This window comes from Acinetobacter sp. ANC 3903, assembly GCF_002135315.1.
Classification (GTDB): domain Bacteria; phylum Pseudomonadota; class Gammaproteobacteria; order Pseudomonadales; family Moraxellaceae; genus Acinetobacter.
This window is the reverse complement of the sequence record NZ_NEGA01000013.1, coordinates 55,407-80,005: the sequence shown is the minus strand read 5'-3', so window position 1 is coordinate 80,005 and position 24,599 is coordinate 55,407. Positions and strand designations below refer to the sequence as shown.

At 41.6% G+C, this 24,599-nt stretch carries 21 protein-coding genes, 5 tRNA genes and 1 pseudogene; 17 read left to right on the top strand and 10 right to left on the bottom strand.

The annotated features are described in order from the left end of the window. The first annotated feature begins 72 nt into the window (after nt 1-72). The 5 genes from B9T29_RS11365 (at nt 73) to B9T29_RS11345 (ending at nt 4,084) form a co-directional block, all read left to right on the top strand. Nucleotides 73-738 (top strand): hypothetical protein, encoded by a 666-nt coding sequence (locus tag B9T29_RS11365; protein ID WP_086176036.1) that lies wholly within the window; start codon nt 73-75, stop codon nt 736-738. Further along, nucleotides 735-1,703, top strand: a complete 969-nt coding sequence (locus B9T29_RS11360; RefSeq protein WP_086176035.1) for a 2-hydroxyacid dehydrogenase — start codon at nt 735-737, stop codon at nt 1,701-1,703. Before B9T29_RS11365 ends, B9T29_RS11360 begins: the two co-directional genes overlap by 4 nt. Nucleotides 1,704-1,834: 131 nt before the next feature. Continuing rightward, the gene (locus B9T29_RS11355; protein ID WP_213033305.1) at nt 1,835-3,229 is read left to right on the top strand and encodes a M48 family metalloprotease; all 1,395 of its coding nucleotides are present in this window, start codon (nt 1,835-1,837) and stop codon (nt 3,227-3,229) included. Between the two features lie 47 nt (nt 3,230-3,276). Further along, nucleotides 3,277-3,645 (top strand): GFA family protein, encoded by a 369-nt coding sequence (locus B9T29_RS11350; protein ID WP_086176033.1) that lies wholly within the window; start codon nt 3,277-3,279, stop codon nt 3,643-3,645. Between the two features lie 76 nt (nt 3,646-3,721). Continuing rightward, complete coding sequence (locus tag B9T29_RS11345) at nt 3,722-4,084, top strand: hypothetical protein (RefSeq protein WP_086176032.1); 363 nt, start codon at nt 3,722-3,724, stop codon at nt 4,082-4,084. Nucleotides 4,085-4,176: 92 nt separating this feature from the next. Here B9T29_RS11345 and B9T29_RS11340 read toward each other — a convergent pair whose 3' ends face one another. Together B9T29_RS11340 and rpsU are read right to left on the bottom strand one after the other, a co-directional pair. Beyond that, a complete protein-coding gene (locus B9T29_RS11340) occupies nt 4,177-4,623 on the bottom strand; it encodes a GatB/YqeY domain-containing protein (protein ID WP_086176031.1) in 447 nt (148 codons plus the stop codon). A 34-nt stretch (nt 4,624-4,657) separates the two neighbouring features. Continuing rightward, nucleotides 4,658-4,873, bottom strand: coding sequence for a 30S ribosomal protein S21 (gene rpsU / locus B9T29_RS11335; protein ID WP_001136722.1), 216 nt, complete (start codon nt 4,871-4,873; stop codon nt 4,658-4,660). Nucleotides 4,874-5,018: 145 nt separating this feature from the next. Between rpsU and tsaD the strand changes: the two genes are divergently transcribed. After that, the gene (gene tsaD, locus B9T29_RS11330; protein WP_086176030.1) at nt 5,019-6,035 is read left to right on the top strand and encodes a tRNA (adenosine(37)-N6)-threonylcarbamoyltransferase complex transferase subunit TsaD; all 1,017 of its coding nucleotides are present in this window, start codon (nt 5,019-5,021) and stop codon (nt 6,033-6,035) included. 228 nt (nt 6,036-6,263) lie between these two features. Here tsaD and B9T29_RS11325 read toward each other — a convergent pair whose 3' ends face one another. The 3 genes from B9T29_RS11325 to B9T29_RS11310 form a co-directional block, all read right to left on the bottom strand. Further along, a complete protein-coding gene (locus B9T29_RS11325) occupies nt 6,264-7,670 on the bottom strand; it encodes a PepSY-associated TM helix domain-containing protein (RefSeq protein ID WP_171264039.1) in 1,407 nt (468 codons plus the stop codon). A 67-nt stretch (nt 7,671-7,737) separates the two neighbouring features. Continuing rightward, the gene (locus tag B9T29_RS11320; RefSeq protein WP_171264038.1) at nt 7,738-9,894 is read right to left on the bottom strand and encodes a TonB-dependent receptor; all 2,157 of its coding nucleotides are present in this window, start codon (nt 9,892-9,894) and stop codon (nt 7,738-7,740) included. Between the two features lie 806 nt (nt 9,895-10,700). Continuing rightward, nucleotides 10,701-11,573, bottom strand: a complete 873-nt coding sequence (locus tag B9T29_RS11310) for an ATP-binding protein (protein ID WP_086176026.1) — start codon at nt 11,571-11,573, stop codon at nt 10,701-10,703. 187 nt (nt 11,574-11,760) lie between these two features. Here B9T29_RS11310 and B9T29_RS11305 point away from each other — a divergent pair, with 187 nt between their 5' ends. From B9T29_RS11305 to B9T29_RS11275, 7 genes are all read left to right on the top strand, one after another. Then, on the top strand, nt 11,761-13,272 hold the full coding sequence (locus B9T29_RS11305) for a DUF3336 domain-containing protein (RefSeq protein ID WP_086176025.1): 1,512 nt from the start codon (nt 11,761-11,763) through the stop codon (nt 13,270-13,272). Continuing rightward, on the top strand, nt 13,232-14,077 hold the full coding sequence (locus B9T29_RS11300; RefSeq protein ID WP_086176024.1) for a protein kinase domain-containing protein: 846 nt from the start codon (nt 13,232-13,234) through the stop codon (nt 14,075-14,077). Before B9T29_RS11305 ends, B9T29_RS11300 begins: the two co-directional genes overlap by 41 nt. 107 nt (nt 14,078-14,184) lie before the next feature. Beyond that, nucleotides 14,185-14,269, top strand: a tRNA-Leu gene (locus tag B9T29_RS11295). Nucleotides 14,270-14,303: 34 nt separating this feature from the next. Beyond that, nucleotides 14,304-14,377: transfer RNA gene (locus B9T29_RS11290), tRNA-Trp, on the top strand. 37 nt (nt 14,378-14,414) lie between these two features. Next, a tRNA-Leu gene (locus B9T29_RS11285) sits at nt 14,415-14,499 on the top strand. Between the two features lie 69 nt (nt 14,500-14,568). Continuing rightward, nucleotides 14,569-14,654, top strand: a tRNA-Leu gene (locus B9T29_RS11280). A 70-nt stretch (nt 14,655-14,724) separates the two neighbouring features. After that, a tRNA-Leu gene (locus B9T29_RS11275) sits at nt 14,725-14,809 on the top strand. A 143-nt stretch (nt 14,810-14,952) separates the two neighbouring features. Here the strand turns inward: B9T29_RS11275 and B9T29_RS11270 are convergent. After that, a complete protein-coding gene (locus B9T29_RS11270) occupies nt 14,953-15,156 on the bottom strand; it encodes a hypothetical protein (protein WP_086176023.1) in 204 nt (67 codons plus the stop codon). Between the two features lie 546 nt (nt 15,157-15,702). On the opposite strand from B9T29_RS11270, the gene B9T29_RS11265 reads away from it, so the two are divergent. Continuing rightward, complete coding sequence (locus B9T29_RS11265) at nt 15,703-15,975, top strand: hypothetical protein (protein WP_086176022.1); 273 nt, start codon at nt 15,703-15,705, stop codon at nt 15,973-15,975. A 21-nt stretch (nt 15,976-15,996) separates the two neighbouring features. On the opposite strand, the gene gloB is transcribed toward B9T29_RS11265, so the two are convergent. Then, nucleotides 15,997-16,728 (bottom strand): hydroxyacylglutathione hydrolase, encoded by a 732-nt coding sequence (gene gloB, locus B9T29_RS11260; protein WP_086176021.1) that lies wholly within the window; start codon nt 16,726-16,728, stop codon nt 15,997-15,999. A 246-nt stretch (nt 16,729-16,974) separates the two neighbouring features. Between gloB and B9T29_RS11255 the strand changes: the two genes are divergently transcribed. Together B9T29_RS11255 and B9T29_RS11250 are read left to right on the top strand one after the other, a co-directional pair. Then, entirely contained in the window at nt 16,975-17,799 is an 825-nt protein-coding gene (locus tag B9T29_RS11255; protein WP_086176020.1) for a PhzF family phenazine biosynthesis protein, read from the top strand. A gap of 135 nt (nt 17,800-17,934) precedes the next feature. Beyond that, on the top strand, nt 17,935-20,703 hold the full coding sequence (locus tag B9T29_RS11250; protein WP_086176019.1) for a M16 family metallopeptidase: 2,769 nt from the start codon (nt 17,935-17,937) through the stop codon (nt 20,701-20,703). A gap of 129 nt (nt 20,704-20,832) precedes the next feature. Here B9T29_RS11250 and B9T29_RS16845 read toward each other — a convergent pair. Continuing rightward, nucleotides 20,833-21,335: pseudogene (locus B9T29_RS16845) on the bottom strand (amidohydrolase family protein). A 569-nt stretch (nt 21,336-21,904) separates the two neighbouring features. Continuing rightward, nucleotides 21,905-22,300 (bottom strand): DUF3144 domain-containing protein, encoded by a 396-nt coding sequence (locus tag B9T29_RS11240; protein ID WP_086176018.1) that lies wholly within the window; start codon nt 22,298-22,300, stop codon nt 21,905-21,907. A gap of 108 nt (nt 22,301-22,408) precedes the next feature. Between B9T29_RS11240 and B9T29_RS11235 the strand changes: the two genes are divergently transcribed. Beyond that, nucleotides 22,409-23,041: a hypothetical protein gene (locus B9T29_RS11235; RefSeq protein ID WP_086176017.1), complete on the top strand. Its 633-nt coding sequence runs from the start codon at nt 22,409-22,411 to the stop codon at nt 23,039-23,041. Nucleotides 23,042-23,061: 20 nt separating this feature from the next. Here B9T29_RS11235 and B9T29_RS11230 read toward each other — a convergent pair whose 3' ends face one another. Beyond that, on the bottom strand, nt 23,062-24,522 hold the full coding sequence (locus tag B9T29_RS11230) for a CYTH and CHAD domain-containing protein (protein WP_086176016.1): 1,461 nt from the start codon (nt 24,520-24,522) through the stop codon (nt 23,062-23,064). Nucleotides 24,523-24,599: the final 77 nt, after the last annotated feature.

The window sequence follows — 24,599 nt, the reverse complement described above, 5'->3', positions numbered from 1 at the left end:
ATTCAATAAAAGCGCAGCAAAAAATCGCTAATCTCGTTAGAATATCCACTATTCAATTGGTGATGAAAAAAGATGATAGGGCATCAGCGTGACATATTGGCAACATTGGGAATCGATATCTGGATTCCTCGGAATACTGCATGTCAAAAAATGCCATCTTCATCAATCTGGCGCGACCAGGCTGCGCCAGAATACCAGACTGAAATTGTGCTGGCAAAAGCGCCAGCAGTCTTGCCATTAGAGCTTAAAGCCGATCCAGGGCAAGCGATTGAGCGTATCGAACCTGTCAAGGCTCCGGTCCCAGCAAGTGCAGAAAAAGTTGAAGTTGTAGCTGAAGTCATCGCAGAGCGTGTAGCGCTGCAAATTGCAGCTTTTCAATTGCAAGCCTTAAGTTTGCCACATTGCGTCATCGTGGTTGATGCAACCGAAATGAGCGCTGAGCAGCAGCAGTTTTGGCATAATATTCAACAGGCAGTGCTGGCTGAATATTATGAATTGCAGTGGCCATTTCCTTTAATGAATTTTCAGGATGGTCATGGGGCGGAAAGTTATGTGCAAGGCTTTCTCGATGCAATAAGTCCAGATAAAAATATTATCTTTCTAGGGCAATGTAGTTATTTTAGACATTCCAAAAGTATCAATTTGGCTGGTTTACAGGAAATGCTGGATCAGCCCTTATTAAAAAAACGCTTGTGGCAGTTTATGCAAAAAAGGCCGCAAAAAATGGATGGAACATGAAGCAGAAAGTTGTCGTTTTTAGCCAGTTAGATCAGGATATCCTTCAGCGATTACAACAACAATATCATGTAGTCATGATTAACCCTAAACTTGGGGATATCAATGCGCAACTACTTGAACAGGTTAAAGATGCCGATGCAATGATTGGCGCAGGGCGTCTACTCAATGCAAGTAATTTGGCCACAGCACAACAACTTAAAATTATTTCCAGTGTCAGTGTGGGTTATGATAACTATGATATGGCCTATTTAAACCAGAAAAAGATCTGGTTATCCAATACCCCGCATGTATTAACCGAAACCACTGCCGATTTGGCTTTTAGCTTAATGCTGAGTGCAGCACGAAAAGTTCCTGTTCTTGATCAATGGACCAAGCAGGGCAATTGGCAACGTACCGTCGGGATGATGCAATTCGGGCAGGATATTTTTTCTAAAAACCTCGGGATCATCGGTTTGGGAAATATTGGAGCTGCAATTGCACGGCGTGGTTTTTATGGCTTTAACATGAACATTCTTTACCACAACCGCCGCGAAAAACTGGAACTGGCGCAACCGTTAAATGCCCGTTATTGTGCCTTGGATGAATTGTTGCAACAGTCTGATTTTGTTGTACTGGCTGTTGATCTCAATGCAGAATCTAAAGCGCTGATGGGTCAGCACGAGTTCGATCAAATGCAGTCACATGCGGTTTTTGTCAATATTGCTCGTGGTTCTGTAGTCGATGAGCAGGCACTTATTGCTACGCTTAAAGCAGGTAAAATTTTTGCTGCTGGCCTTGATGTCTATGCAAAAGAGCCTTTGCAAGAATCTGAACTTTTTGCTTTGGAAAATGTAGTGACTTTGCCGCATGTGGGTTCTGCGACTGCAGAAACGCGTAAAAAAATGGCCGAACTGGCTTATCGTAACCTGGTAGATGCTCTGGAAGGGCGCACACCTGCGTATGTGCTGAATCCTTCCTTTTCTTAAAGTTTGATAACACTTCATTGCAAATTGCGCCAATTTTCAATGTTATAGTCTGATAAATCTTAAAAAAGCAGTTTGAGAACATCACATTGAAACGGTTTTTATGGGCTTGTAACATCAGTTTGCTTTCTGCAATGGCATTGACGCACAGTGCGAATTTCAATTCAATGCCGCAATTTAATGTTCCTGAAATCGGCAGCGGCATTGGTTTGATTGACCAGCAAAAAGAAAAAATGATTGGCGAAAAAGTATTCCGTGAAGTGCAACATCAAATGCCAGTTTTGCAAAATCCATGGCTGGAAGACCAGTTAGGGAGTGTATTTTCCCATATTTTAAGCCAGACCCAGCTGGGACAGCCCATAGGTCTGGTGATTATTAACGATCCTCAAATCAATGCTTTTGCTGTTCCGGGTGGACTGTTTGCCATCAATACGGGCTTAATCACTTCTGCCCGAAATATGGATGAAGTGGCTGGGGTAATGGCGCATGAAGTTGCTCATGTGTCACAGCGTCATTACAGTCGCTCGCAAGAGGCGTTTAAGGGGCAAGGCCTGTTAACTGTGGCAGGATTGCTGGTCGGTGCGCTAATTGCTTCCCAAGCTGATGGCGATGCAGGAACAGCGGTGATGCTGGGTTCTCAGGCGGCGTTAATGGATAAACAGCTGAACTATAGCCGTAATCAAGAGCGGGAAGCAGACCGGATTGGGATGCAGTATATGTATAGTGCTGGTTTTAATCCGCAAAGTATGGCTGATTTCTTTGAAGTGATGGATCGGTCAACCAGTAAGGTTAGTTTCTTGCCTGACTTCTGGTTAACCCATCCACTCAGTACCGAGCGGATGAGTGAAGCTCGTTTAAGAGCCAATCAATTCTCTCGGGTAAAATCAAGCTTGCATGATGAAGATTTTGAAATACTGAAATGGTATAGCCGGGTCATTTCTAACCAGACCACAGAGCAACAACTTCAGGTTTTGGCCAATCGCAATAATTTTGCCGGCCAGCTGGCACTGGCTGCATTTTATTTAAAACAGGGTGATTATGTTCTGGCGCAGCAGGTTTTGAATCAGGCGAAAGCACAGCAGCGTCTAAATAACTTATTGGTTTTAATTCAAACCGATATTTATCTGGGACAGAATAAAAACGAGCAAGCTTATCAGGCCATTCAATCAGCAGCACGGATTATGCCGGAAAACCGGGCTTTGGCTTTTAAACTGGCAGAAGTTTATATTCGCCAAAAAGATGCTGCACAGGCACAGAAGCTGATTCAGCGATTTACCAATAAAAACCCGCGTGATATACAGGCCTGGCACTTGATGCAGCAAGCTGCAAATCTCGATCAGCAATCAGCGTTTAGAACCGTGAATGTATTGCGATATCGGGCAGAAGTGGAATACTGGTCGGGATCGGAAGAAAATGCGATTAAATCCTTATTGCATGCACAACGCTTGACGAAAGATAATGAACTGCTGGTTGCAAAATTAAAACTGCGCATCAATGAAATGCAAAAAGAGTGGCAGCTCAGAATTTAATTGCAGGTGATGATTTTACAGTAATAATAAAAAATAAGGAGTTGCAGATGATAGAAGGTCAATGCTTATGTGGGGGGGTGAAGTATTGTTATCATGCTGAGATTGAAAAAACCATCATCTGTTATTGCAAGCACTGTCAAATGGCGCAAGGCTCCATCTTTGGATGGAACAGTCCCTTGCAGAAATCAAAATTTGAAATTACTCAAGGCATTAAATTTCTAAAAGAATATTTTCATAGTCCACATAAAGCACGGGTGTTTTGTCAGAAATGTGGCAGCCCGATCTATTCATATCGCTTGGATTTACCGGATATTATCCGTTTACGTTTAGGGACGGTAACTCAAGGTCATGTATCTGCGCCACCCGAACAGGCTTATGTGCAATACAAACCTGATTTTCTGCACATCGATGAATAAAATCTGCTGCTAGAATGATTATGCCTATGATAATCTTTATGTCTTGTGAATTTTAAATAATGAACAGAATCGATTTATGAAAAAAATATTATTGGTTTTATCGGTATTGGGGTGTGTGGGGTTAAATACGGCTTTTGCAGGCGTGGAACAATATGTCGCAGCAGTGGATCAAATCTCTGAGCAGTACAAGCAGGAGAGCAGAAACTTTTTTAGCAGTTTAAATGCGCAACAGACAAGCTTTACGTCACAGCAGCAAACACAGTATTGTGCAATTGTGGGTCGTTATATAGATCGGTTATATCAAGCGGCAGATCAGAATAGAGAGTTTTTGGATCGTCAATTTAGACAAATGACTCGGCAAGATGTGATTAATCAAGTCATGTCATCAAGAGAAATGCTGATTTTGAAAAAATATAATATTCAGTGTAATCTGAAATAACAGAAAATATTTATGAGGGATTAGGAGAAAACATTTGAACTGTCTTTGCATAAAGGCAGTTCAACGATAAAGAACGATTTTAGGAGTGGGGATTAGCCAAGTTTCGCTTTAATTTTAGCTGAAACCTGTGCAGGATCGGCGCGCCCGGCTATGAGCGGACGCAGAGAATTCATCACCTTACCCATATCTTTCATGCTAGTAGCTTCTTGAGCAGTAATCGTCTGCGCAATAATAGAATCAAGCTCTTCCTCAGTCATAGCTTCTGGTAGAAATTGAGATAACACCTCAACTTCGGCTTGTTCCTTACTAGCTAAATCATCTCGACCAGCACCTTCAAAGGCTTTGATCGATTCTTTACGTTGTTTAATTTGCTTTTCAATGACCGCAAGAACTTGAGCGTCGTCAAGTTCTTTGCGCTCATCGACTTCGATTTGCTTAATTGCTGCCTGTAGACCACGAATCACCGTTAACTTGGACATTTCTTTAGCACGCATAGTTGCTTTCAAAACATCGGTTATTTGGTTTTTTAAAGTAGTCATTTATTTAGTCCAGGCAGTCAATCACAAATTAATCTTAGTAAAGGCGAGTAGTACGTACTGATTCACGCGCCAATTTCTTTTGGTAGCGTTTAACAGCAGCAGCTTTTTTACGTTTACGTTCTTGAGTTGGTTTTTCATAGAATTCGCGTTTACGAACGTCAGCTAAAACACCCGCTTTTTCGCATGAACGTTTGAAACGACGGATAGCTACGTCTACTGGTTCGCCTTCTTTCAATTTAACTTGTGGCATGAAGAATCCTCATTAAGTTATGGATAAGATCTAGGCTGTATTGCCTTGGATCACAAGTGAAGGACAGTATTTTACTCATTTACATCTCATATCACAAGTCTATAATAGCTTTAGCAATATTTAGATACGGGTAAAAGGCAGTTTAATGATCGTTCTGGGCTTGGAAACTTCTTGTGATGAAACTGGGTTAGCACTCTATGACAGTGAAGTCGGCTTAATAGGACAGGTGTTATATAGTCAGATTAAACTGCATGCAGAATATGGTGGCGTGGTACCGGAACTGGCTTCACGTGATCATGTGCGCAAGTTAATTCCTTTAATTAATCAATTGCTTGAACAAAGCAACATTAAAAAATCAGACATTGATGCAGTGGCTTATACGCGTGGTCCCGGTTTAATGGGGGCATTAATGACTGGTGCTCTGTTTGGCCGAACATTAGCGTTTGCGCTAAATAAACCGGCTATTGGCGTACATCATATGGAAGGTCATATGCTTGCGCCACTGTTGTCTAAAACTCCACCAGAGTTTCCGTTTGTGGCGTTATTGGTCTCTGGTGGACATACACAGCTGATGGCAGCACATGGTATTGGTCAGTACGAATTGCTGGGTGAATCCATTGATGATGCAGCAGGTGAGGCTTTCGATAAGGTCGCGAAAATGATGGGCTTGCCTTATCCGGGTGGTCCGAATATTTCGCGTCTTGCAGAACAGGGTGATGCCACTGCTTTTGATTTTCCACGTCCGATGTTGCATCAAGGTCTGGATTTTTCATTCAGCGGCCTAAAAACGGCAGTTTCGATTCAATTGAAAAAAGTGGCAGGTCAAGGTCGCGAAGCCGACATTGCAGCAAGTTTTCAGGAAGCACTGGTCGATACACTGGTAAAAAAATCGGTAAAAACCTTGAAACAGACCGGTTTAAAACGTTTGGTGATCGCTGGTGGGGTAAGTGCCAATAAACGTTTGCGTGAGCGTCTGGAAGCCGATTTGGCCAAGATTAAAGCTCAGGTTTATTATGCAGAACCTGCATTATGTACCGATAATGGCGCGATGATTGCCTTTGCCGGTTATCAGCGTTTAAAAGCAGGCCAGCATGACGGCTTGTCTGTGACCACTACACCGCGCTGGCCAATGACGGAATTAACCAATCCGAATCAAGCTTAAACCATTTAAAATAAAAAAAGAGGCTTAATGCCTCTTTTTTATTGGGTTAAAAAACTGTGTTGCGGTTTTGTCCTATATGCAAAAAAGAATATTTTTTGAATAGCCAGCAAAATTCTAGACACCTAACCATCTCTTGATAAGGCTTTTCACAATCCACTAGGGAACGTTGAGCATGCGAACCATGGCTGCATTTTGAATGGTAGAGCATCTTCAGATATTCAAATGAGTTTAAGTATTTTGATCTTTAAGTCCTAAGTAAAGGGCAACTTTAGGAATTCTGGATAAAATAAATTGTTCTAGGCACAATACAACAATCAGCGATAAACCGAGCAAAGGCAATGCAATACCCAAAATGATCATGGTCAATTTTAATGACCAGCTTAAACGTTGGGACAAAATGATCGGAGGAGCTCCAAGTACAGCCTGAGGTTTACGTTTAAGCCACATTATTAAGCCGCTGATAGACACAAGAATAAGGCAAAACAGGGTTACTACACCAATAACGACATTGATCCAGCCCAAAAACCGGCCTTCATGAATAGCAACTCCATAGGCAATCAAACGGTCTAAAAATGCCTGATCGGCAAACTTTTTATGCTGTGTGATTTGAGCGTGCGCATTAAAGATAATTTTTTCTCTTAAGCTGCGGTTTTGCGCTTGAGATTCTACAGTCCATGGCTGCTGCATATCTTGAATTTCGGGTTTAATGAAAACTGGATTTGCCAGAGCGAAAGTAGATGCGTGTGCTGCGATTTTATCCAGGGTTCGATTTTGTGCTGCATCTAAATCGGCAGCATGCATCTCGCCATGATGTGCAGCCTTTTGCTGTTTTGTAAGGTGATTGAATACGTGCTGTTGATGCTGTGCCTCGGCTTTGCTGCTACTACTCCAATCCTGATGGATTTCCGTATGTGCTGACCATTCACGGATATTTTTCAGCATTGCACCCCAAGAGGCAGACCAGGGTAAACCAGAAATAATCAAAAACAGTACAATTGCTGAAATCCAGAAACCGAGCACACTATGGATGTCTTTCCAAAAACTTCGTCCTGTACGACTCAGACGTGGATACAGCATGCCGCCCAGTTGCAATTTACCGCCTTTGCCTAGCCACATGAAAATACCAGTAATGATGAGCACTACAGTCCATGAAGCGGCAATTTGCATGAGATGCGAACCTTTGTCACCCAGCATAAATTCGCCGTGTAACAAGAAAATTTGCCGAGTAAATTCATCATTTTGATTGATGATTTTTAAAATTTGCAAATTTTCCGGGTGCACATAGACTTTAATCAGCTGGTCTTGCTGTGCAACTAAAATTCTTGCTGCCGCATCTGAATCAGGCGGCATTTGATAAGCTGAAAATACAGCATGGGGAACGGCATTTAAAGCGGCCTGAACCTGAGCAGAAGCAGGCTGTGCATGCTGAATGATTAAATGGTCATAAGGCTGATCAATATAGGCATCAATCTGCGGTTTGAATAAATATATTAAACCTGTGCATGAAAGCCAGAGTATAAAGGGAATACAAAACAGTCCTGCATAAAAATGCCAGCGCCATACCGTATTGTAGTGCAAGCCCTGTTTTTGAGTCTGTGGTGCATCAATGGGCTGAGAAAAATTGGAATGTGTCATAAGCATCTCGAAATAGAGATAAAAGCATTTGGGCTTCTATCTCTAGGCAACTATTCACAAGCAGCGCTTAGAAGCGGTACTTCGCACCTACAGTCAAGTTTAACGACATTGCATATTGGGGGACTGTGCCTGAACTTAAAGTGTTGATGCGACCATCTGCCAGATAGCTAACTCCCTGATCATAATAAGCTTGATCGGTAATATTTTGAGCAATAGCAAATAGCTGTAACTTCGGAGTTGCTTGATAGTTGGCACTCACATCTGCGGTCAGTGCACCTTCATTCAGCTGTGTATGTGCGGTATTGTTCCAGTAATCGGCAAAGTCTCGTAACTGCACATTCAGATTGAGTTTGTCTGTGGCTTGCCAGGATGCACCCAGTGTGGCATTCCACGTCGCAATCTGGCCTAACTGTTGTCCTGTGGGTGCTATATTTGTACCCAGTTTTGATTGGGTGAGCTCAGCCTGGGTACGTGTATATCCAGCATTGAGGTTGAGACGGTCATTGAGCTTCCAATCTGCAATGAGTTCAAAACCTTGCATTTTTGTATTACCTGCATTGATATATTGGCGTAAATTTATGGCCGTGCTTACACCGGTATTGCAGTAATTATTGGCACTGCTGCAGTCTGTGCGCACGGTTGCATAATCAATGTAGTCCTGAACTTTATTATAGAAATATGTGCCAGAAAAATTTAAATCTTGATGTTTAAAATCGAAACCAAACTCTGTACCACGGTTGGTTTGTGAACTTAAATCGGTGTTGGGTACCGTGTAGTTAGCACCACTGATAAAACTACGGTACATCTGGTTCAGCCCGGGTGCAGAGAAGTTTTTATAACTCGCACCACGCAAATCAAGCTGATCATTCAGATGATATTTAAAACCTAGTCGCGGGCTAAAATGGCGTTCATCCTGATCAGCCAAGTTGTTTTGAATGGGGCTACCACTATATTCACCATAAGTTTTTGCTTGGGAAGCCTGCCAAAAATCTTGCCGTAAACCTAGGGTGATATCTAGGGGAAGACTGTCGGGCTGATACAAGGCCTGAGCAAAAATGCCTGCGAACTGGTGTGTTGCTTCTGCGGTAATTTTGCCTAAAGCACCTGAACTATTATAAATATTTAGCGGATCTTTCACCTCGATTTGACGATAGTCAACCCCCAACTTAATGTCGTGTAAGCTTTTCCATTGCGTACTTGCAGTTATTGAGCTACCGAAACTATGGTATTTCGCAAATTCTTTTTGGCTGATATTGGCTGTGCCCTTATTCGGTGTGGCCAAGCTATAGCCGGCATTAGATACATTCTGGGTATTCATTTCATTGCTTTGATACCAGCCTAAAGTATTTAAGCTCCAATCGGGCGAAAGCACAGTTTTCCCGCTTGCAGCAATGCGGTAACTGTTCCATTCATTTTCAGCATTTTGATATTGCAAACCATTTTCTTGGGTTTGGCTGGCTTGTAAGGCAAGCCAATATTCATCCTGCTGATTTGGGGTATAAACGGCTTTAACATTTAAGCTATCCACCTGAGTCTGCGTTTTACTCATCTCGGGGTGGCGGTATTGTTTTGGCGTCTGCCAATAACCATCAGACTGGCTACCGTCATAACTTAAGCCAATTTTTAACTTTTTTGACAGTTCAAGCCCCTGGCTGGCCCCGTAGCTTGCAGTATTAAAACTGCCATAACTGGCATAAACTTCGCTGCCTTGCGCAGGCTGGCGTGTGACGATATTAATCACACCGCCCATAGCCATATTGCCCCATAAGCTGGTTGCGCCACCGCCACGGATGACTTCAATACGCTCAACTTGCTCTTTAGGAATCTGAGCCCAATTAATGGTTCTAAAATATGGATCATTGGCTGGAATGCCATCTAATAAAACCAGAGTTAAACCATTGGTGGAAGTGCCGAAGCCACGAATGTTTAGCAATTGTCCGGTAGGATGAATCTGGGTAGATAAGCGGGCTGGAGCAAATACCCCGGGAATTTTATTGACGATTTGATCAATGCTGGTTTGGGGTGCATGTTGTATTTGTGCATGCTGGATAATCGTGGTGCTCATATCCATATCTTTTAAGTCACTGCCACGGCTTGCCATGACCGATATGGTTGCTAATTGCTGTGGCTTTTTTACATTTTCATCTTCTGCATAACTCAGGTTGCAGGTCAAAATTGCCAGTGAAAGTGTACTGAATTTAAATAAACGGTTCTGTGTGTTCATTACATTATTCCGCCCGGATGAGGACATAAAAGGAAATGCAAAACTGCGTGCTTTAAACACGAAGTATGAATAATTTTTCAAACACCAAGTTATGGTGTGAACACGACAGGAATAGGCGGGGCCCGGTTTTGAAAGAGAAAAAAGTAGAGTTTCTGATGTAGCTTAAAACTGTAAAAATGCAGAGGGCGAGGCACTTTGCACAGTATCAATGCCAATAACACCAAAAGGCAGGCCAAAAAAACGGGATTAAAGTTTTGACCCAACACTAAGCAAAATTTGCAATATGAGTCTGCACTATGCAAGGGATTTTTTTTGGTACTGCTCGATTCACTTTGGAGCAAGGGTTCATGCATATGATGCTGTGCATGTTCTAATTTGACATGCTGGGAATGTGGCTGGGGTTCTGTGAAAATAGCAAGTTGTTCACAAACACCAAAACCAAGTTCTGGATGCTTTTGTAAAATAGGCGTAATAAAGACAGAAAGCTGCATCAACCATGCAATGATGGTCAATGTAATGGTTGCTTTCTGAGTAAATGAACGCAAAATGAATTTACCGATGTGAAGGTATACAGAAGATGGTGTTTCTTAATAGCGCAAAAGTCGATAGAGATAAAGAGAATAATTTTTTTTAGTTACATTATTTTAGCCAGCTTGGGCTGTGCAACCGTACATCACTAATTTTGCTATCCTCTTAAAACCAAAAAAAACTGCTTAATTAAAAAATCCCAGACTTCTTAGTCCGGGATTTTCTGTTTGTGGATTGGTCACTTTCCAGTTCGATATTTAATCAGGGTACTGCTTTCATTACATTGCTTTTAACTGCTGCGACCCAATCCAGTGTTTAGAAAATTGATAAGCGGCACGACCTGAACGCTGTCCACGACCCTGACACCATCTTAATGCTTCAGCACGAGTTTCTTCAGTCATTGGCATATCGGCTTTGGCCAAATAGTGTTGCACAATTTCCAGATACAGGTTTTGATCCATCGGATAGAACGACAGCCACATGCCGAAACGGTCAGACAGTGAAATCTTTTCTTCAATCGCTTCTTGTGGGTGGAGTTCAGTATATTGTGGAACATCGACACGTGTGACCGGGGTATTTTCATGCATAAATTCAGGCAATAAATGACGACGGTTACTGGTGGCATAAATAATAAAATTGCTTGCACCGGACTGTAATGAACCGTCCAGCACACTTTTTAAACTGCGATAATTTTCATCTTCTGCGTTAAAAGCCAAATCATCACAATAGACAATGAATTTTTCAGGACGACCAGCAATGATTTTTTGAATTTCCGGTAAGTCTGACAAATCATCACGTTCAATCTCAATTAGGCGTAAACCTTGCGATTCATATTCAGTCAGCAGGGCACGTACAATGGAAGATTTTCCTGTACCACGTGAGCCGGTCAGTAACACATCATTAGCCGGCAAGTCTTTTAAAAACTGCAGGGTATTTTGAATGACTTTTTCTTTTTGTTTCTCAATGCCTTTTAAATCTTCCAGATAAATCTTTTTCGGCTGTTGAATGGCTTTCAACTGTTTATCTTGCCATTTAAAGGCGGAGGCGGAAAAGTTGGTTTCTTGTTTCAGTTCGGGTAAATTTTGCTGTAGCTGTTGGAGTACAGTAGCAAGGGTTTGTAAGATATTGTCGGGTAGATCAATTGTTGCCATGATTGTTCAGCTTTATGCGTACGAATTTAAAAGAAGAATTTACTTGGGACTGTATATCAAATAGTCATAGTTTGCCAATTGAATCGGGGGTATGATAGGTGAATAATCAATTGAGTATTGTGCACATAGGTTGTTTGATCACTTATTGAGAATAGGACATAATAATGAAAGTGTTTGAGGGATAGATATGTTATTTACAGACTTCACGACAGATATTAATCCACATCAAGCGTATCGTATAAAAAAATTAAAAGGCCAGCTCGCAGCGGCAGAAACCTATGAAGAATGGAAAAGCATCGCCCTAAAAATAGATGAAGAATCCGGTGCCCAAGAATGGAAATATGACAACTGTTCCCCCTATTTCGATGCCGAAGTTATTTCCTATCGCTTAAGTTTGCTAAAACGCTATCGTTTTCAAAAGCGCACCCAAGACCTGATGTATATATTACGTGAAGGTCTTACCTACGATATCGCCAATATTGCCCATCCCATGCTTTTTGCAGCAACGTATGTCGGCACCAAAAAAATTATTGAAGATTATGTGGAAGAAGTCAGTGAAAGCCTGGCTTATATCGCATCTTCGTCTTGTCATTGTTTGTCGATGTCGGAAAAAATAGAATTTTTCCAGCATTGTAAAAAGGCTTATGGTCAACCTGCAATCATGTTTTCAGGTGGGGCAACATTGGGGTTGTTTCATACTGGGGTGTGTAAGGCACTGCTTGAGCAGGATTTAATGCCTAAGGTGTTATCCGGTTCCAGTGCTGGAGCGATTATGACCGCCATGCTGGGGACTTCAAAACCTTCAGATATTTCAGGTCTGTTAAATGGTGAAAACTTTTTTACAGAAGCATTTCACTTCCGTAAATTTAATGAAATCATCAAAGGCAATGGTGGGTTTGCCGATGTTAAATATCTGAAAAAATTCTTGGTTGAAAATCTGGGTGATGTGACATTTGAAGAGGCATTTAAAACCTCGGGTTTGAATATCAATGTGGCTGTAGCACCATATGATGCCTCACAGGATGCTCGCATTATGAATGCCTATACATCTCCAGACTTGCTGGTTTGGAGTGCGGTATTGGCTTCCTGCGCCGTGCCAATTTTATTTCCACCGGTGAAGCTGACCAGTAAACGTCAGAATGGTCAGCTTACCCCATATATGGCAAACACGCGTTGGGTGGATGGGAGTGTAAGAAGTGATTTTCCACAACAGAAAATGGCCAGGTTATATAACTTAAATTACACTATCGCCAGTCAGGTGAATCCGCATATTGTGCCGTTTATGCAAAGTGATTTGGAGCGTTACCGTAGTGACATGCTGAGTTGGCCTGAACGGATTATTCGCCGTCAAGGCAAGGTGATTGCCAGAGGCCTTATGGACTTTAGCCGGGGACGGATGGGTAAAATTCCCCCGATACGTCGGCTGCTCGATCATGGCTTTGGTGTAGTCAACCAAGGCTATTATGGTGATTTGAATATTGTGGGAAATTATAGCTTACGTCACTATAGTTATATGTTTCAGAACCCGCGTCCATATTTGTTCAAATTATTGCAACGTGAAGGTGAGCGGGCAACCTGGCCGAAAATATCCTCTATTGAAACCCATGCTCGAGTGGGTAAAACCATTCAGCATTGTTTAGAGCTTTTAAGTTATCAGCATGATCCAGAACAGAAAACCGCAGAATTTATTGCAGTTTAAAAATGAGGATTTTGCCAACATTGCATTGCAGTTGTGCACCAAGCCCAAAAGTTTAACTTTTGGGCGTTGTTTATATACATTTGAATATCAGCAGCAACGCTATTGGTTAAAAACCCAAAGCGCCAATATCCATCCGGACATCGAAGCCGGCTTTGTGCAGGAACTCAATTTTTATCGGCAATTTCTAGATCAAGCAAAAACGGTCAATTTTTTATTGCCTTTTCAAATAATTTCCCATTTTAAAAATGCCATAGAAACTCAAGGGCAGGGTGCATCAGCATTGCTATTGGCGCATGCGGAGGTGTTTCTGGGTGACTGTACCCTCCAATCAGTTCAACAGATCAAACAGAAGATCTTACTGTTACTGGACTCCATCGATCAATTACATCAACTGGGCTGGGTGCATGGTGATTTAAAACGAGAGCATTTTGTTGAATATCAAAAGCGCGCCTGTTTAATCGATTTTGAACAGGTAGAAAACATCAATTCAGCACAACAGCAGAAAAATCTAACAGCAACCCCACGCTATATGGCACCCGAACTTTTTCACGGTGCAGATAAAACCGTACAAAGCGATATTTATGCTTTAGGCATTATTCTGTATGAATGGTTAAACGGGCAGCGTTTGACGGCAGAAAATTACCAAGATTGGGCCTATTTGCATTGTCAGCGCTTAAGTATTGAACTTCCACAACATTTGCGCATATTTGAAAAGTTATTGATGGGCATGTTGGCCAAGCAAAACAAGCAGAGATTTGCCGATATTTACGCGATAAAACAGCTCTTACTTACTGAAAATGCTTAAGAAAAATACAGGAAAACGGTTTTTGTTTCTTATTTAAACAAACAAGTGGATTTTTCATAAAAAGGTCTTGTCATGCGTAATCGATCTCTATAATATACACAGCCATTGGGGACGTGGCGAAATTGGTAGACGCACTGGATTTAGGTTCCAGCGCCGCAAGGTGTGAGAGTTCGAGTCTCTCCGTCCCCACCACTTAAATATCAACTTAGCTTGATAATTAGGTAATAGAGGATTGGTGTAATGGTAGCATGACGGTCTCCAAAACCGTTCGTCAAGGTTCGAATCCTTGATCCTCTGCCAAGCTTTAAAAATCCAACTACTTGGTTGGTACCCTGATGGGGACGTGGCGAAATTGGTAGACGCACTGGATTTAGGTTCCAGCGCCGCAAGGTGTGAGAGTTCGAGTCTCTCCGTCCCCACCATCAGATTAGAGCAAGGTAAATAGCCTTGCTTTTTTGTTGAAAAATCCAGCATAAAGTTGGTGCCCTGATGGGGATATGGCGGAATTGGTAGACGCACTGTGTTCAGGTCGCAGCGCCTTCTGGGCGTGAGAGTTCGAGTCTCTCTATCCCCACCATCAGATTAGAGCAAGGTAAATGCCTTGCTTTTTTGTTGTAAAAAATCCAGCACTAAGTTGGTATCCTGACGGGGACGTGGCGAAATTGGTAGACGCACTGGATTTAGGTTCCAGCGCCGCAAGGTGTGAGAGTTCGAGTCTCTCCGTCCCCACCATTATATTAGAGCAAGGTAAATGACCTTGCTTTTTTATTGCCTGAAAATAAATTAAAGATCAATAAAAAAAAGCCCCAAACAGGGCTTTAAATAGATTTGAATAATTGATTTGTTTTTGTCTCGATCCAAAAGGAAAATAGCGTTTAAGCTTTTAAATGATCTTCGAATTCTTCGCCAAGTTGCATGGCAAGTGCATTGCCTGCCAAATCACAAGTGACCAGACCATATTCTTTTTTAAAGCTAAAAGTAAACCCACGATTATCAGTTAATGACTTTACTGAATAGCCCAATTTTTCTAACCAGATACGAAATGCAATTAAATTTTTTGCCTTAACAACTTTCTTCACGAGAAAACTCCTTGTATATAAGTTACGAACCGCTATTTAATAAATAATAGGGATGCAGCAATTTTTTTAAAGGGTAGCTTTGGCAGGTTTTTTATAAAATAATTTTTTTTGTATTTTTTTTATGCAGTAAATGACTAAATAATCGCTAAAAAATGATTTTTATTTAAGCGATGAGTTGGATTAAATAGAAATTATATGACTGATTTTTATTTATTTTAATCGCATTATTATTGTTGGAGACTATGGAAATATTTATACACAATTTTCAATTGCTGTTAAATATTCTATTGCCAGGTGGTTACTTAAAAATATCTAAGCAAAGTGATTCATCATTACTATTCGATCAGTCTTGCATTGATATAGGTATATATATCGATATCTAAAAGATAGCCATCTAAAAAAATATGCATCTAAAAAATAGCCATGCTTGATATAGTAAAAAACGTTAAAGTTGCCGTGCACAGTGTAGCAGGATCGCTCAGCAGTTCTGGGCTGTGTGTAGTGCAGATGATATCAACAAGCTTAGATTAAACTGGTTAAATTGAAATGATGACAGCAACCATTGAACAGCAAGTATTGGGTCAAATTCAAAAGATGCAGCAACAGGATCAAGTTCCCGTTGCCGTCATGTTAGGGCATGAAGACTGGCTGATTTTTGCCGAGCAGTCGAATGTAGCTTATACACCTTTCGGCAGTGCTCGCCGTTATCAACCTGCTTTGGCCGGCTTACTGCTGGTGCGTGTGGATGAGATGAACATGACCCAGGTGGTTACTCAGGCTGAGCTGGATGCTTATGCCCAAACGCATCAACTTTTATAAATGTCCTGCTCATTAGTTCAATTAAAATTGATCTTTCATTTCACGTAGGCGCTGGAATGCTGCAACGCTTTCCACTCTTAAAAAGGGATTGGTTTGTAGCTCCAGTTCAATCGTGCTGGGTAAAGTACATTGTCCCAGCATGCGTTGGGCTTCTACTTTATCGAAGCGTTGCTGAATCGCAAGATTATCGGGTTCTACATGCAAGGCAAACTTGGCATTGGCCAGCGTATATTCATGGGTACAGTAAACCTTGGTTCGTGCAGGCAAAGCAGCCAGGCGATTCAACGAGTGGTACATTTGCTCGTAGGTGCCTTCAAATACCCGACCGCAACCCATAGCAAACAAGGTATCGCCACAGAAAAGTACATCCAAAGCATCAATAAAATAAACAATATGCCCCAGCGTATGTCCAGGGACGGCAAGAATCTCAATATTTAAATCATGAAAATGAATATGGGCTTCATGTTGCAGTGGATGAGTGATAAAAGGAACTTTGCTCAACTCATCACGTGGCCCATACACAGGAATATGGCGGTTGATTAAAAGTTCAGGTACACCACCAGTATGATCTTTATGCCAATGCGTCAGCCAGATTTGACTGAGTTTTAAACCCTTTTCTGCACAATAGTCTTCGACCAGATGCGCTTCAGTGGGATCAACTGCGACCACTTCTTTAGTTGGAATATGTTCTAATAACCAAATATAGTTCTGTAATTGATTTTTCACATCAATCATATGGATTTGAAAATTCATGAGATAGAAATCAATAATATAGATATGAATAAGCTAGCGTTAAAGCCAAGTTTTTTCCAGGGGAAAATCGCAATTAATAGGGCAGGATTTATACATAAAGTTGCTGATCTGTAGGAAGAGATAAAGCTCATCCTCATAGACAGCTGTCTATTTTAGAAATGGTTGCTATTGAATGCTTGCGAAGATGATTCCTATGTTGCAGTCAGCACATGAAAAAATGCAGAGTATAAAATGGGGTAGATCAATATGAAAATGTATCAGGTAGATGCGTTTACAACAGAATTATTTAAGGGGAATCCGGCGGCCGTGATGCTCACCGAGCAATGGTTGGATGAAGCGCTAATGCAAAATATTGCTCTGGAAAATAATCTGTCTGAAACGGCGTTTGTTAAAATGCTTGATGCAGAGAATTATGAAATCCGCTGGTTTACACCAACCACGGAAGTGAACTTTTGTGGGCATGCCACTTTAGCCAGCAGTTTTGTGCTATTTAAGGATTTTACTACTGCGAAGATCATTCAGTTTCATGTAAAAAACTTGGGTGTCTTTGTGGTAAGCCAAGCGATTGATGGCAAAATCAAAATGAATTTTCCGATTCGCCGTGCAAAAAAAATTACCCATTATCCTGAAATTTTAAAGCAAATTTTAAGCAAGCCATTTAAAAATGTTTATTTAAACAATCAGGCTTACATTATGGAATATGAAAATCCACAAGATGTACTGGATGAAAAGCCCAATCTGCAATTATTAAAACAATGGGCACAACATCAAGCTGAAGCAACAGAACCGCAGGTTGCACTGGATCTTGCCATTACCGCTCAGGCAGCTACAGCTTATGATTGTATTTCGCGTTACTTTGCTCCTGCCAATGGCATTGATGAAGATCCGGTTACCGGCTCAATTCATTGCGCTATTTCACCGCTATGGGCAGATAAATTAGGCAAGAGTGAAATTCTGGCTTATCAGGCATCTGCACGTGGAGGACACTTATATTGTGAAGTGCTTGAAAATGAACGGATTGAAATTTCAGGTTATACCAAGTTATATATGCAGACCGAGTTAAATTTTTAACTTGTGGATATAAAAGAACTACAAAGTTGTTGAAATAATCAGCAATTCTTGCAAAAAGCTACTATTCGCCATCATCATCATTTTCTAAGATGTGATGGCTTAAAAATTCATATGACTGAATAAATTGGAATAATTATGCTCATGCGGTTTAAACAACTTACTATCTCATTATTATTTGTTGGCTTTAGTGCAACTGCTTGGGCACAACCTATTTTAATTAAATCTGAGCAGAAGATTGAAGAATATAAATTAGACAATGGTTTTCGCGTGGTTCTTGCGCAAAATGATAAAGAAAATAAAGTATTTATGAACACGGTCTATCTGACTGGTTCACTTAATGATCCGCAGGGCAAAGGCGGTTTGGCGCATTTGCTGGAGCATCTGGCATTTAAGGGTACCCAGAATATCAAGGGTGAAGAATTTCAGCGTCGTCTGGATCAGTACACCTTAATGACCAATGCCAGTACCGATTATTATTCCACTAAATATACCAATATTATTCGTCCTGAACAGAATGTAATTAATGAAGTGATTCATCTTGAAGCCGAGCGCATGGACAAACTGGTGCTGCAAGAAAAGTTTGTTCCTTCGGAAATTTCCATTGTGAAGCGCGAACGCGAAGTACGTATGGATCAGCCTTTTTCGGTGATGATGGACCAGATGTGGAAATCGGCTTATGGCAACCGGTATTTGGGACGTTTGCCGATTGGCGATTTAAAAGAATTGCAATCGATCAAAATGGATGAGCTAAATAAATTTTACCGAACCTGGTATGCACCCAACAATGCCGTGATGATTATTTCCGGTAAATTTGATAAAGCAGCTGTGTTAAAACAGATTGATCAGCAGTTTAGCCCAATCGCAGCTCGCCAAGTTCCTGCCCAGACCAAAGTTCCGGTGCTGGATTCAGCCAAAATTCAGCAAAGAAATTTTGTCGTGAAAAAGGGCAGTGATCTGGCCAAATTCAATATTTACCTGAACGGCAAAAATGAAAAAATCAAATCTGCTTTGGCACTGGCCCCTTATTTATATACCATGCAGCCGAGTGGCCATCTCTATCAAAGCGTGGTGGAAACTGGGCTAAGTACCGGTGTTCAATCGACCACCTGGCTGGATCAGGACTTTAATCTGGTGTTTATGGGAGCGATTTACGCGCCAAATCATGATGAGAAAAAGGTGCAATCGGAACTGGTGGCAGGAGTGGAAAAGAGTAAGCCCTTTAATGAGACCGAACTGAACCGGGTGAAAAACCTGATTCAGAATCAGGCAGACAGTGTGCTGAGTAATTCAGCTGCGCTGGGTGGGCGATTAAGTGATTATTATGTGGCTTATCAGGGAGACTGGTCACAGTATTTTACTGATCTGAATAATGTAAAACAGCTCAAGCTGAACGAGGTCAATCAGACCCTGACCCAGTTTTTAGTGCCTGAACACCGTATTTCTGGTGATATTAAACCGACACCGGAAGATCAGAAAAAAGCATTGCAGCAACAGGCCGCCGAGCAGCCTAAAACGCCAAATCAGGCCAGTATGCAAGAAGAGCCGCTTAAAGATAGCAGTGTGTATAAGCAGGAAGTCGCGGAATATGTCAAAACTTCCAAACAGTATTTGCTGAGTACGGAAAAGAAAATTCAGCGTGGAAAATTGAAAAATGGCATTGCCTATGCCTTATATCCGACCTCCACCCGTGATGATAAAACCTATGCCACGATTTCTATCGATTTCGGTACAGAACAATCCTTATTTAACAAAGGTGAAGTGCTGGATTTGATGGCGTATTTACTGTTGCGTGGTTCAGAGCAATATAGCTTGCAGGATATTGCCGACAAATCGATTGAAGCAGGCGGTGGAGCAACCGCTAGCGCTTCTGCAAATAGTATTAGCATTCAGATTGTGGCGAAAAAAGATAAATTTGATGACTACTTCAAATTTATGATGCAGGTGCTGAAAAAGCCGAAGTTTGAACAGTCGCAATTTGATTTGATCAAGTCACAAAGCTTGTCGAGCCTGGATCGACCATATACCGAACCTGAAACGGTTGCAGCCCTGACCATGACCCGCTTATTAGAAACTTATCAGCCAGGAGATTTACGTTACCATTTTGAGCCGGATCTTTCCAAACAGCAGATTAAAGCGGCAACAGTTGAGCAAGTGAAAAAGTTGTATCAGGATTTCTTCGTCAGCAATCATGCACAAATTGCCATCACCGGTGATTATCAAGCTCAGCCCATGCTTAAACTGCTGCAAAAAGAATTTTCAGGATGGAAAGCGCAATTGCCTTATCAACGCCTAAATTCTGATTATCAGGCCTATAAGGCACAAAAAGTTCATGCCTTGGCAGAGCAACGTGAATTTGGTAATTATCAGGCTATTTTGACCTTGCCGGTAGGTTCAGATCATGCTGATGCACCAGCACTTATGGTGTTGAGTTATATTATGGGTGACTCGCAACTGTCTTCACGCCTTGCACAAGAACTACGTGAGAAAAATGCCCTGGTGTATGGTTTTGGCAGCAATCTGGATCTGGATGAATGGACCGACTCAGGTGCACTTACCATTGAAGCCAATTATACGGCAGCGAAGTCGGCGCAAGTATCACAAGGGGTGCATAAAGTGCTGAATGATTTACTGAGTAATGGGGTGACGGAACAGGAGCTGGAAGCGGCCAAAGCCAATATTCTGAAAAAACGGGTCACTGCTTTGGAAGATGAGCGCAATATTCACGCGATGCTTATGCCACAACTGGAACATAATCGCGACTTGTTGTTCCGTGAAAAACGCGATCAGGCATTTGCAAAACTCAGCAAAGCCGATGTAGACGCCGTAATCAAGAAATACATCAAATTGGATCAGTTGGTGGAAGTCATGGCAGACCAGTATGGGAAGCCACAAAACAAGTCATAATTTTTAATCCCTTTTTTTCTTTATAGAGCTGAACTTTTCATTTTTATAATAAAGAGAGAACTCAATAAAACTCCTCCCTTTTATAAAGGGAGGTTGGGAGGGATTTTTGGATTTTGGCAGATGGAACAGTTATAAGCGATAAAACTGCTTAGTATTATGATGAAATACCCGTTCCAATGCACTCGCATCACAAGCCACAACCGCATCACTAAAGGCATCAATAATGTTCACCAGTGAAGTGCTGACCTTATCCATCGGAAAGTTGGAGGCAAACATTACCCGGTAACTGCCAAAGTGTTGCAGCACATGGCTGATCAGGGGAAAGGCCAGGTCATAGACTTCCTGCCAGCGTACCAGAATGTTTTCCCGTGCGACTTTGGTCAACCGGTCAGCGCACCCACATGGCCAAATAGACCGGCAGGCGTGCCAAAATGATCCAGTACGATAGAGGTTTCCGGAAACTTCCTGGCTAAAGCAATCACATCACTCAATTGGGTGGAATATACCCAGGTATCAAAGGTTAAATTGTTTTGCGCGATGGCTTCAAAGCCCTTTAAAAACTTTTTATTGCAATATAAATGCGGTTCATCTGCCCAGGCGCGGATTTCTTTATCTTCACGCACTGCCGCCATTTTACGAATGCCTTTAAAGCGCGGCGAAGCCTTTTTATGTAACTGTAAAATCTTTTTGAAATTGCTGTCTCGTGGATCTGCTGTTGCAACAATACCGCCAAGTTTGACTGTTTCTGCATTAAAGGGCAGTGATTCAATAAAGTGAGTTTCACCGATCACGCCTTTCCCTTTATTTTTATGCCAGCCGGCTTCCACATGTACCACTTGCTCAACCTGATAATGCCCGAGATCTTGCACATAATTTTCCGGTAAATAGGGTGCGGTAACGTGATTGGTTAAGCCTGTGGTTTCAATGAGATCATCTGAGTTCACCATACGGACCACTTTGTCGAGCAGGTAAGGATATTTACCCAGTAATTTGACCGCCAATACAGCTGCATGCGGCGTGGTATAAGGATTCCATTGGTGAATATGTGCATCAATAATTGCAAAATCCAGCTGTTGCATTTCTGTCCTTGGTTCGGCAAATTTTTGTTAGTTAAAATACTGTAAAGTATTATGGCTTTAAATAACCTTTCATCCAAAAAAAGGGCCTAAAAAAAGCCCTGACGGGCTTTTTCAACAGATGATCAATGCTGATGATCATGATCATGCTTGTTGGCATGAAATTCTTCGTTATGACGGAAGCGAAGATAGTTTTCAAACTGTTCACAATATTCATCATAGTTGTCTTCCAGCATCATCTGGAACTGCTGCATGATATAAGACATGACCTGATCTTTGGCATCGCGCATTTCATTGCCATCTTTAAAGTTATTGGCAGCCACCCAGGTATTAAAACGGGCAGTACCGAACAACATTGCAGCACTGACTTGTCCACGCATTTCAGCAGGTTTTACTGCTGAACCTTTTTCTACACGGCAAAATTCATTGGCTTGTTTAATAAATTCATCAGCACGTTCAAAAAAAGCAGCATTTAACGCTTCTTCTTCGGTTACATCTGTTGCTTCAATCTTTTGAACCATGAACTTTTCCTGCAAAAACGATCTAATGGCATATTATAGGCAAAGCCTTGCAGAAACTAAACCTTTGGCTTAATCTAAAAATAGCCTAAGCATAAAATGGATACTCCAATGCAAGATGCCATTGCGGTTCAAAGTTTAAAAAGTGACATTGCCTTATTGCGTCAAAATATCTGGCCGCCTGCAAATCTGGCCAATGTTGAAGGCTTGCCCATTTATTATGGTTCTAAAAAAGAAGTTGATGAATATTACCGGCAATGGAGTGGTCTGATTGAAAGGGCACAAGAGCTGTTTCAGCCTTTTATGGAGGATGAAACCATTGATGCTGTGCATTTACCCAGCCATTTGAATCTGCCGTTATTTTATTTTCATGTCGATCGAATCCGGATTAACAAAACCCGCGCCAAAGAGTCAAAAACCTTTCGTGGTATTTCCAGCCTGATTGATAAATGCGGAGAATATTCACCCGAGCAGATTCAAGCCATGAGAGCCTGGCTGGAAAGCGATGATACGGCAGCATTAGTGGCACACCGTGAATTTATCGATTTGCGCACTTATGTGTTCCAGCATGGGCAAAGTGAATATACCCGCACACGGTTTTATGTAAATGGCATTGTGCTGAGTACAGAGCCGCATTTTGAGCTGGTCGATGCCCGTGACAAGCCGCGAAAACAGCGCAATGACAGTTATAGTGACCCGTTGGCGGATAATGAAACCTGGAAAATTTTTGGCAAATATCGTTAATATTTGGTTTTCTTTTTTTCTTACCAGAAAGTATCGGTTTTAGAGTAATCCTCTAAATGCTGTTTGGCCTGTTGCAGGATGTATTTTTTTTCATTGGCAATCCAGCCCACGGCAAACCATGCTTTTTGCTTTCTCTTTACGATGTTCTGGAACATGACTTCAGCCACCATTAAATCGTTATATTGTCCCAAACTCTCTTGGGCTGGTTTTAAATCTTTAAGATAGCGCTTTACATCTTTGTTTGGATAAAGTGAAGCCACGAACTCGACACAATAACGCAAGCGTTTGACGCGCTTGCGTGTGCGATGCCGTGACGAAATATCTAAATCTAGAAATTGTTCGGCATCTTTGCAGATCTGGTGATGTAATTTTTGCAGTTTTTTGGCGATATCTTTTTTTAATCCGGATTTTTTCTGTTTTTTACTTGGCCGATGGACAAATTGTAGTAAATCCAGAATCAATTCAACAAAGTATGAACAACGTAATGATTCATCCACTGCAATCTGATTTTCTTTAGTAATATTCGTAAGTTCAATATAAGGTCCTCCCGCTTGTTGTAATTGCGGTAACAGTCCTTCATTCAAGGCATCGCGGTCACGGGTTGCACCCAGTTGACGAAATAAGCCGGTCAGCTGTTCTTGCCACTGCGGATTGACCTCATCCGACCAATCATCAAACACACGTAAGGCACTTCTCAAGCGGCGCATGGCAACGCGTGCCTGATGTACATGTTCGCTGTTATATTGTTCAGCAGCGATCGTTGCTGCATTCGGCAACAGGTGCTGCAAGGCATTATTGATCATCTGCTTTAACGCGCTATCGGTTGAATCCTGTGAATTCAGCTGTAGGGGAGTTGCAAATTGAGCTGGAGGAATCGTTAAATCCTGAGCCAGTAAATCGCCGCGTTGCGCGTTGCTGCGAACATCCAGCCATAAATGATATCGCTGTACCCAAGGGTGAATAAACTTGATCAGGTCTTGAATAGAACCTTGTTTAAGCTCAAATTCAATTTCATAAATGGGTAATTTTTGATTGTTATGACGAATCTCACCACGATCCAGACTCACTTCAATTTTTGAACGGTTAAAATGAATCACATGCACCAGACGTTGAACGACCGTTTCATATTGTACAATCAGATTTTTAGCCTGTTTGCCCAAAGTATTTTGCAGCAATTGTTTTGCTTGCGAATTGGATGGGTAAATCTTGAGATCTAAAGTCGGGTCTTTTAGCTCGCCCAAGTCTTTTTCTAATTCAAAACGTTGTAAGGAATGATTACAGGGCGCTTTTAAGGTTTGTATCCAGTGATTGTCTTCAAGCCGTTGCCGTAATGAAATCTTTTGTTGAGCCAAATGCCGTTCGGGCGTGTCGTAGTATTTTGCATATAAAGAAATCAAGCGAGCATTCTTGTTCAAGAATAGCTGATAGAGCTTTTCTTGATGTGAGGCGGGGATCTGAAATTTTAATTCTACTTCGAGCATGTTAAAACTCCTGACACTTGATCATCGATACAGTCATAACTTTGATTGTAAGCCAGTCTCGAAAAAAAAGTAGAGTT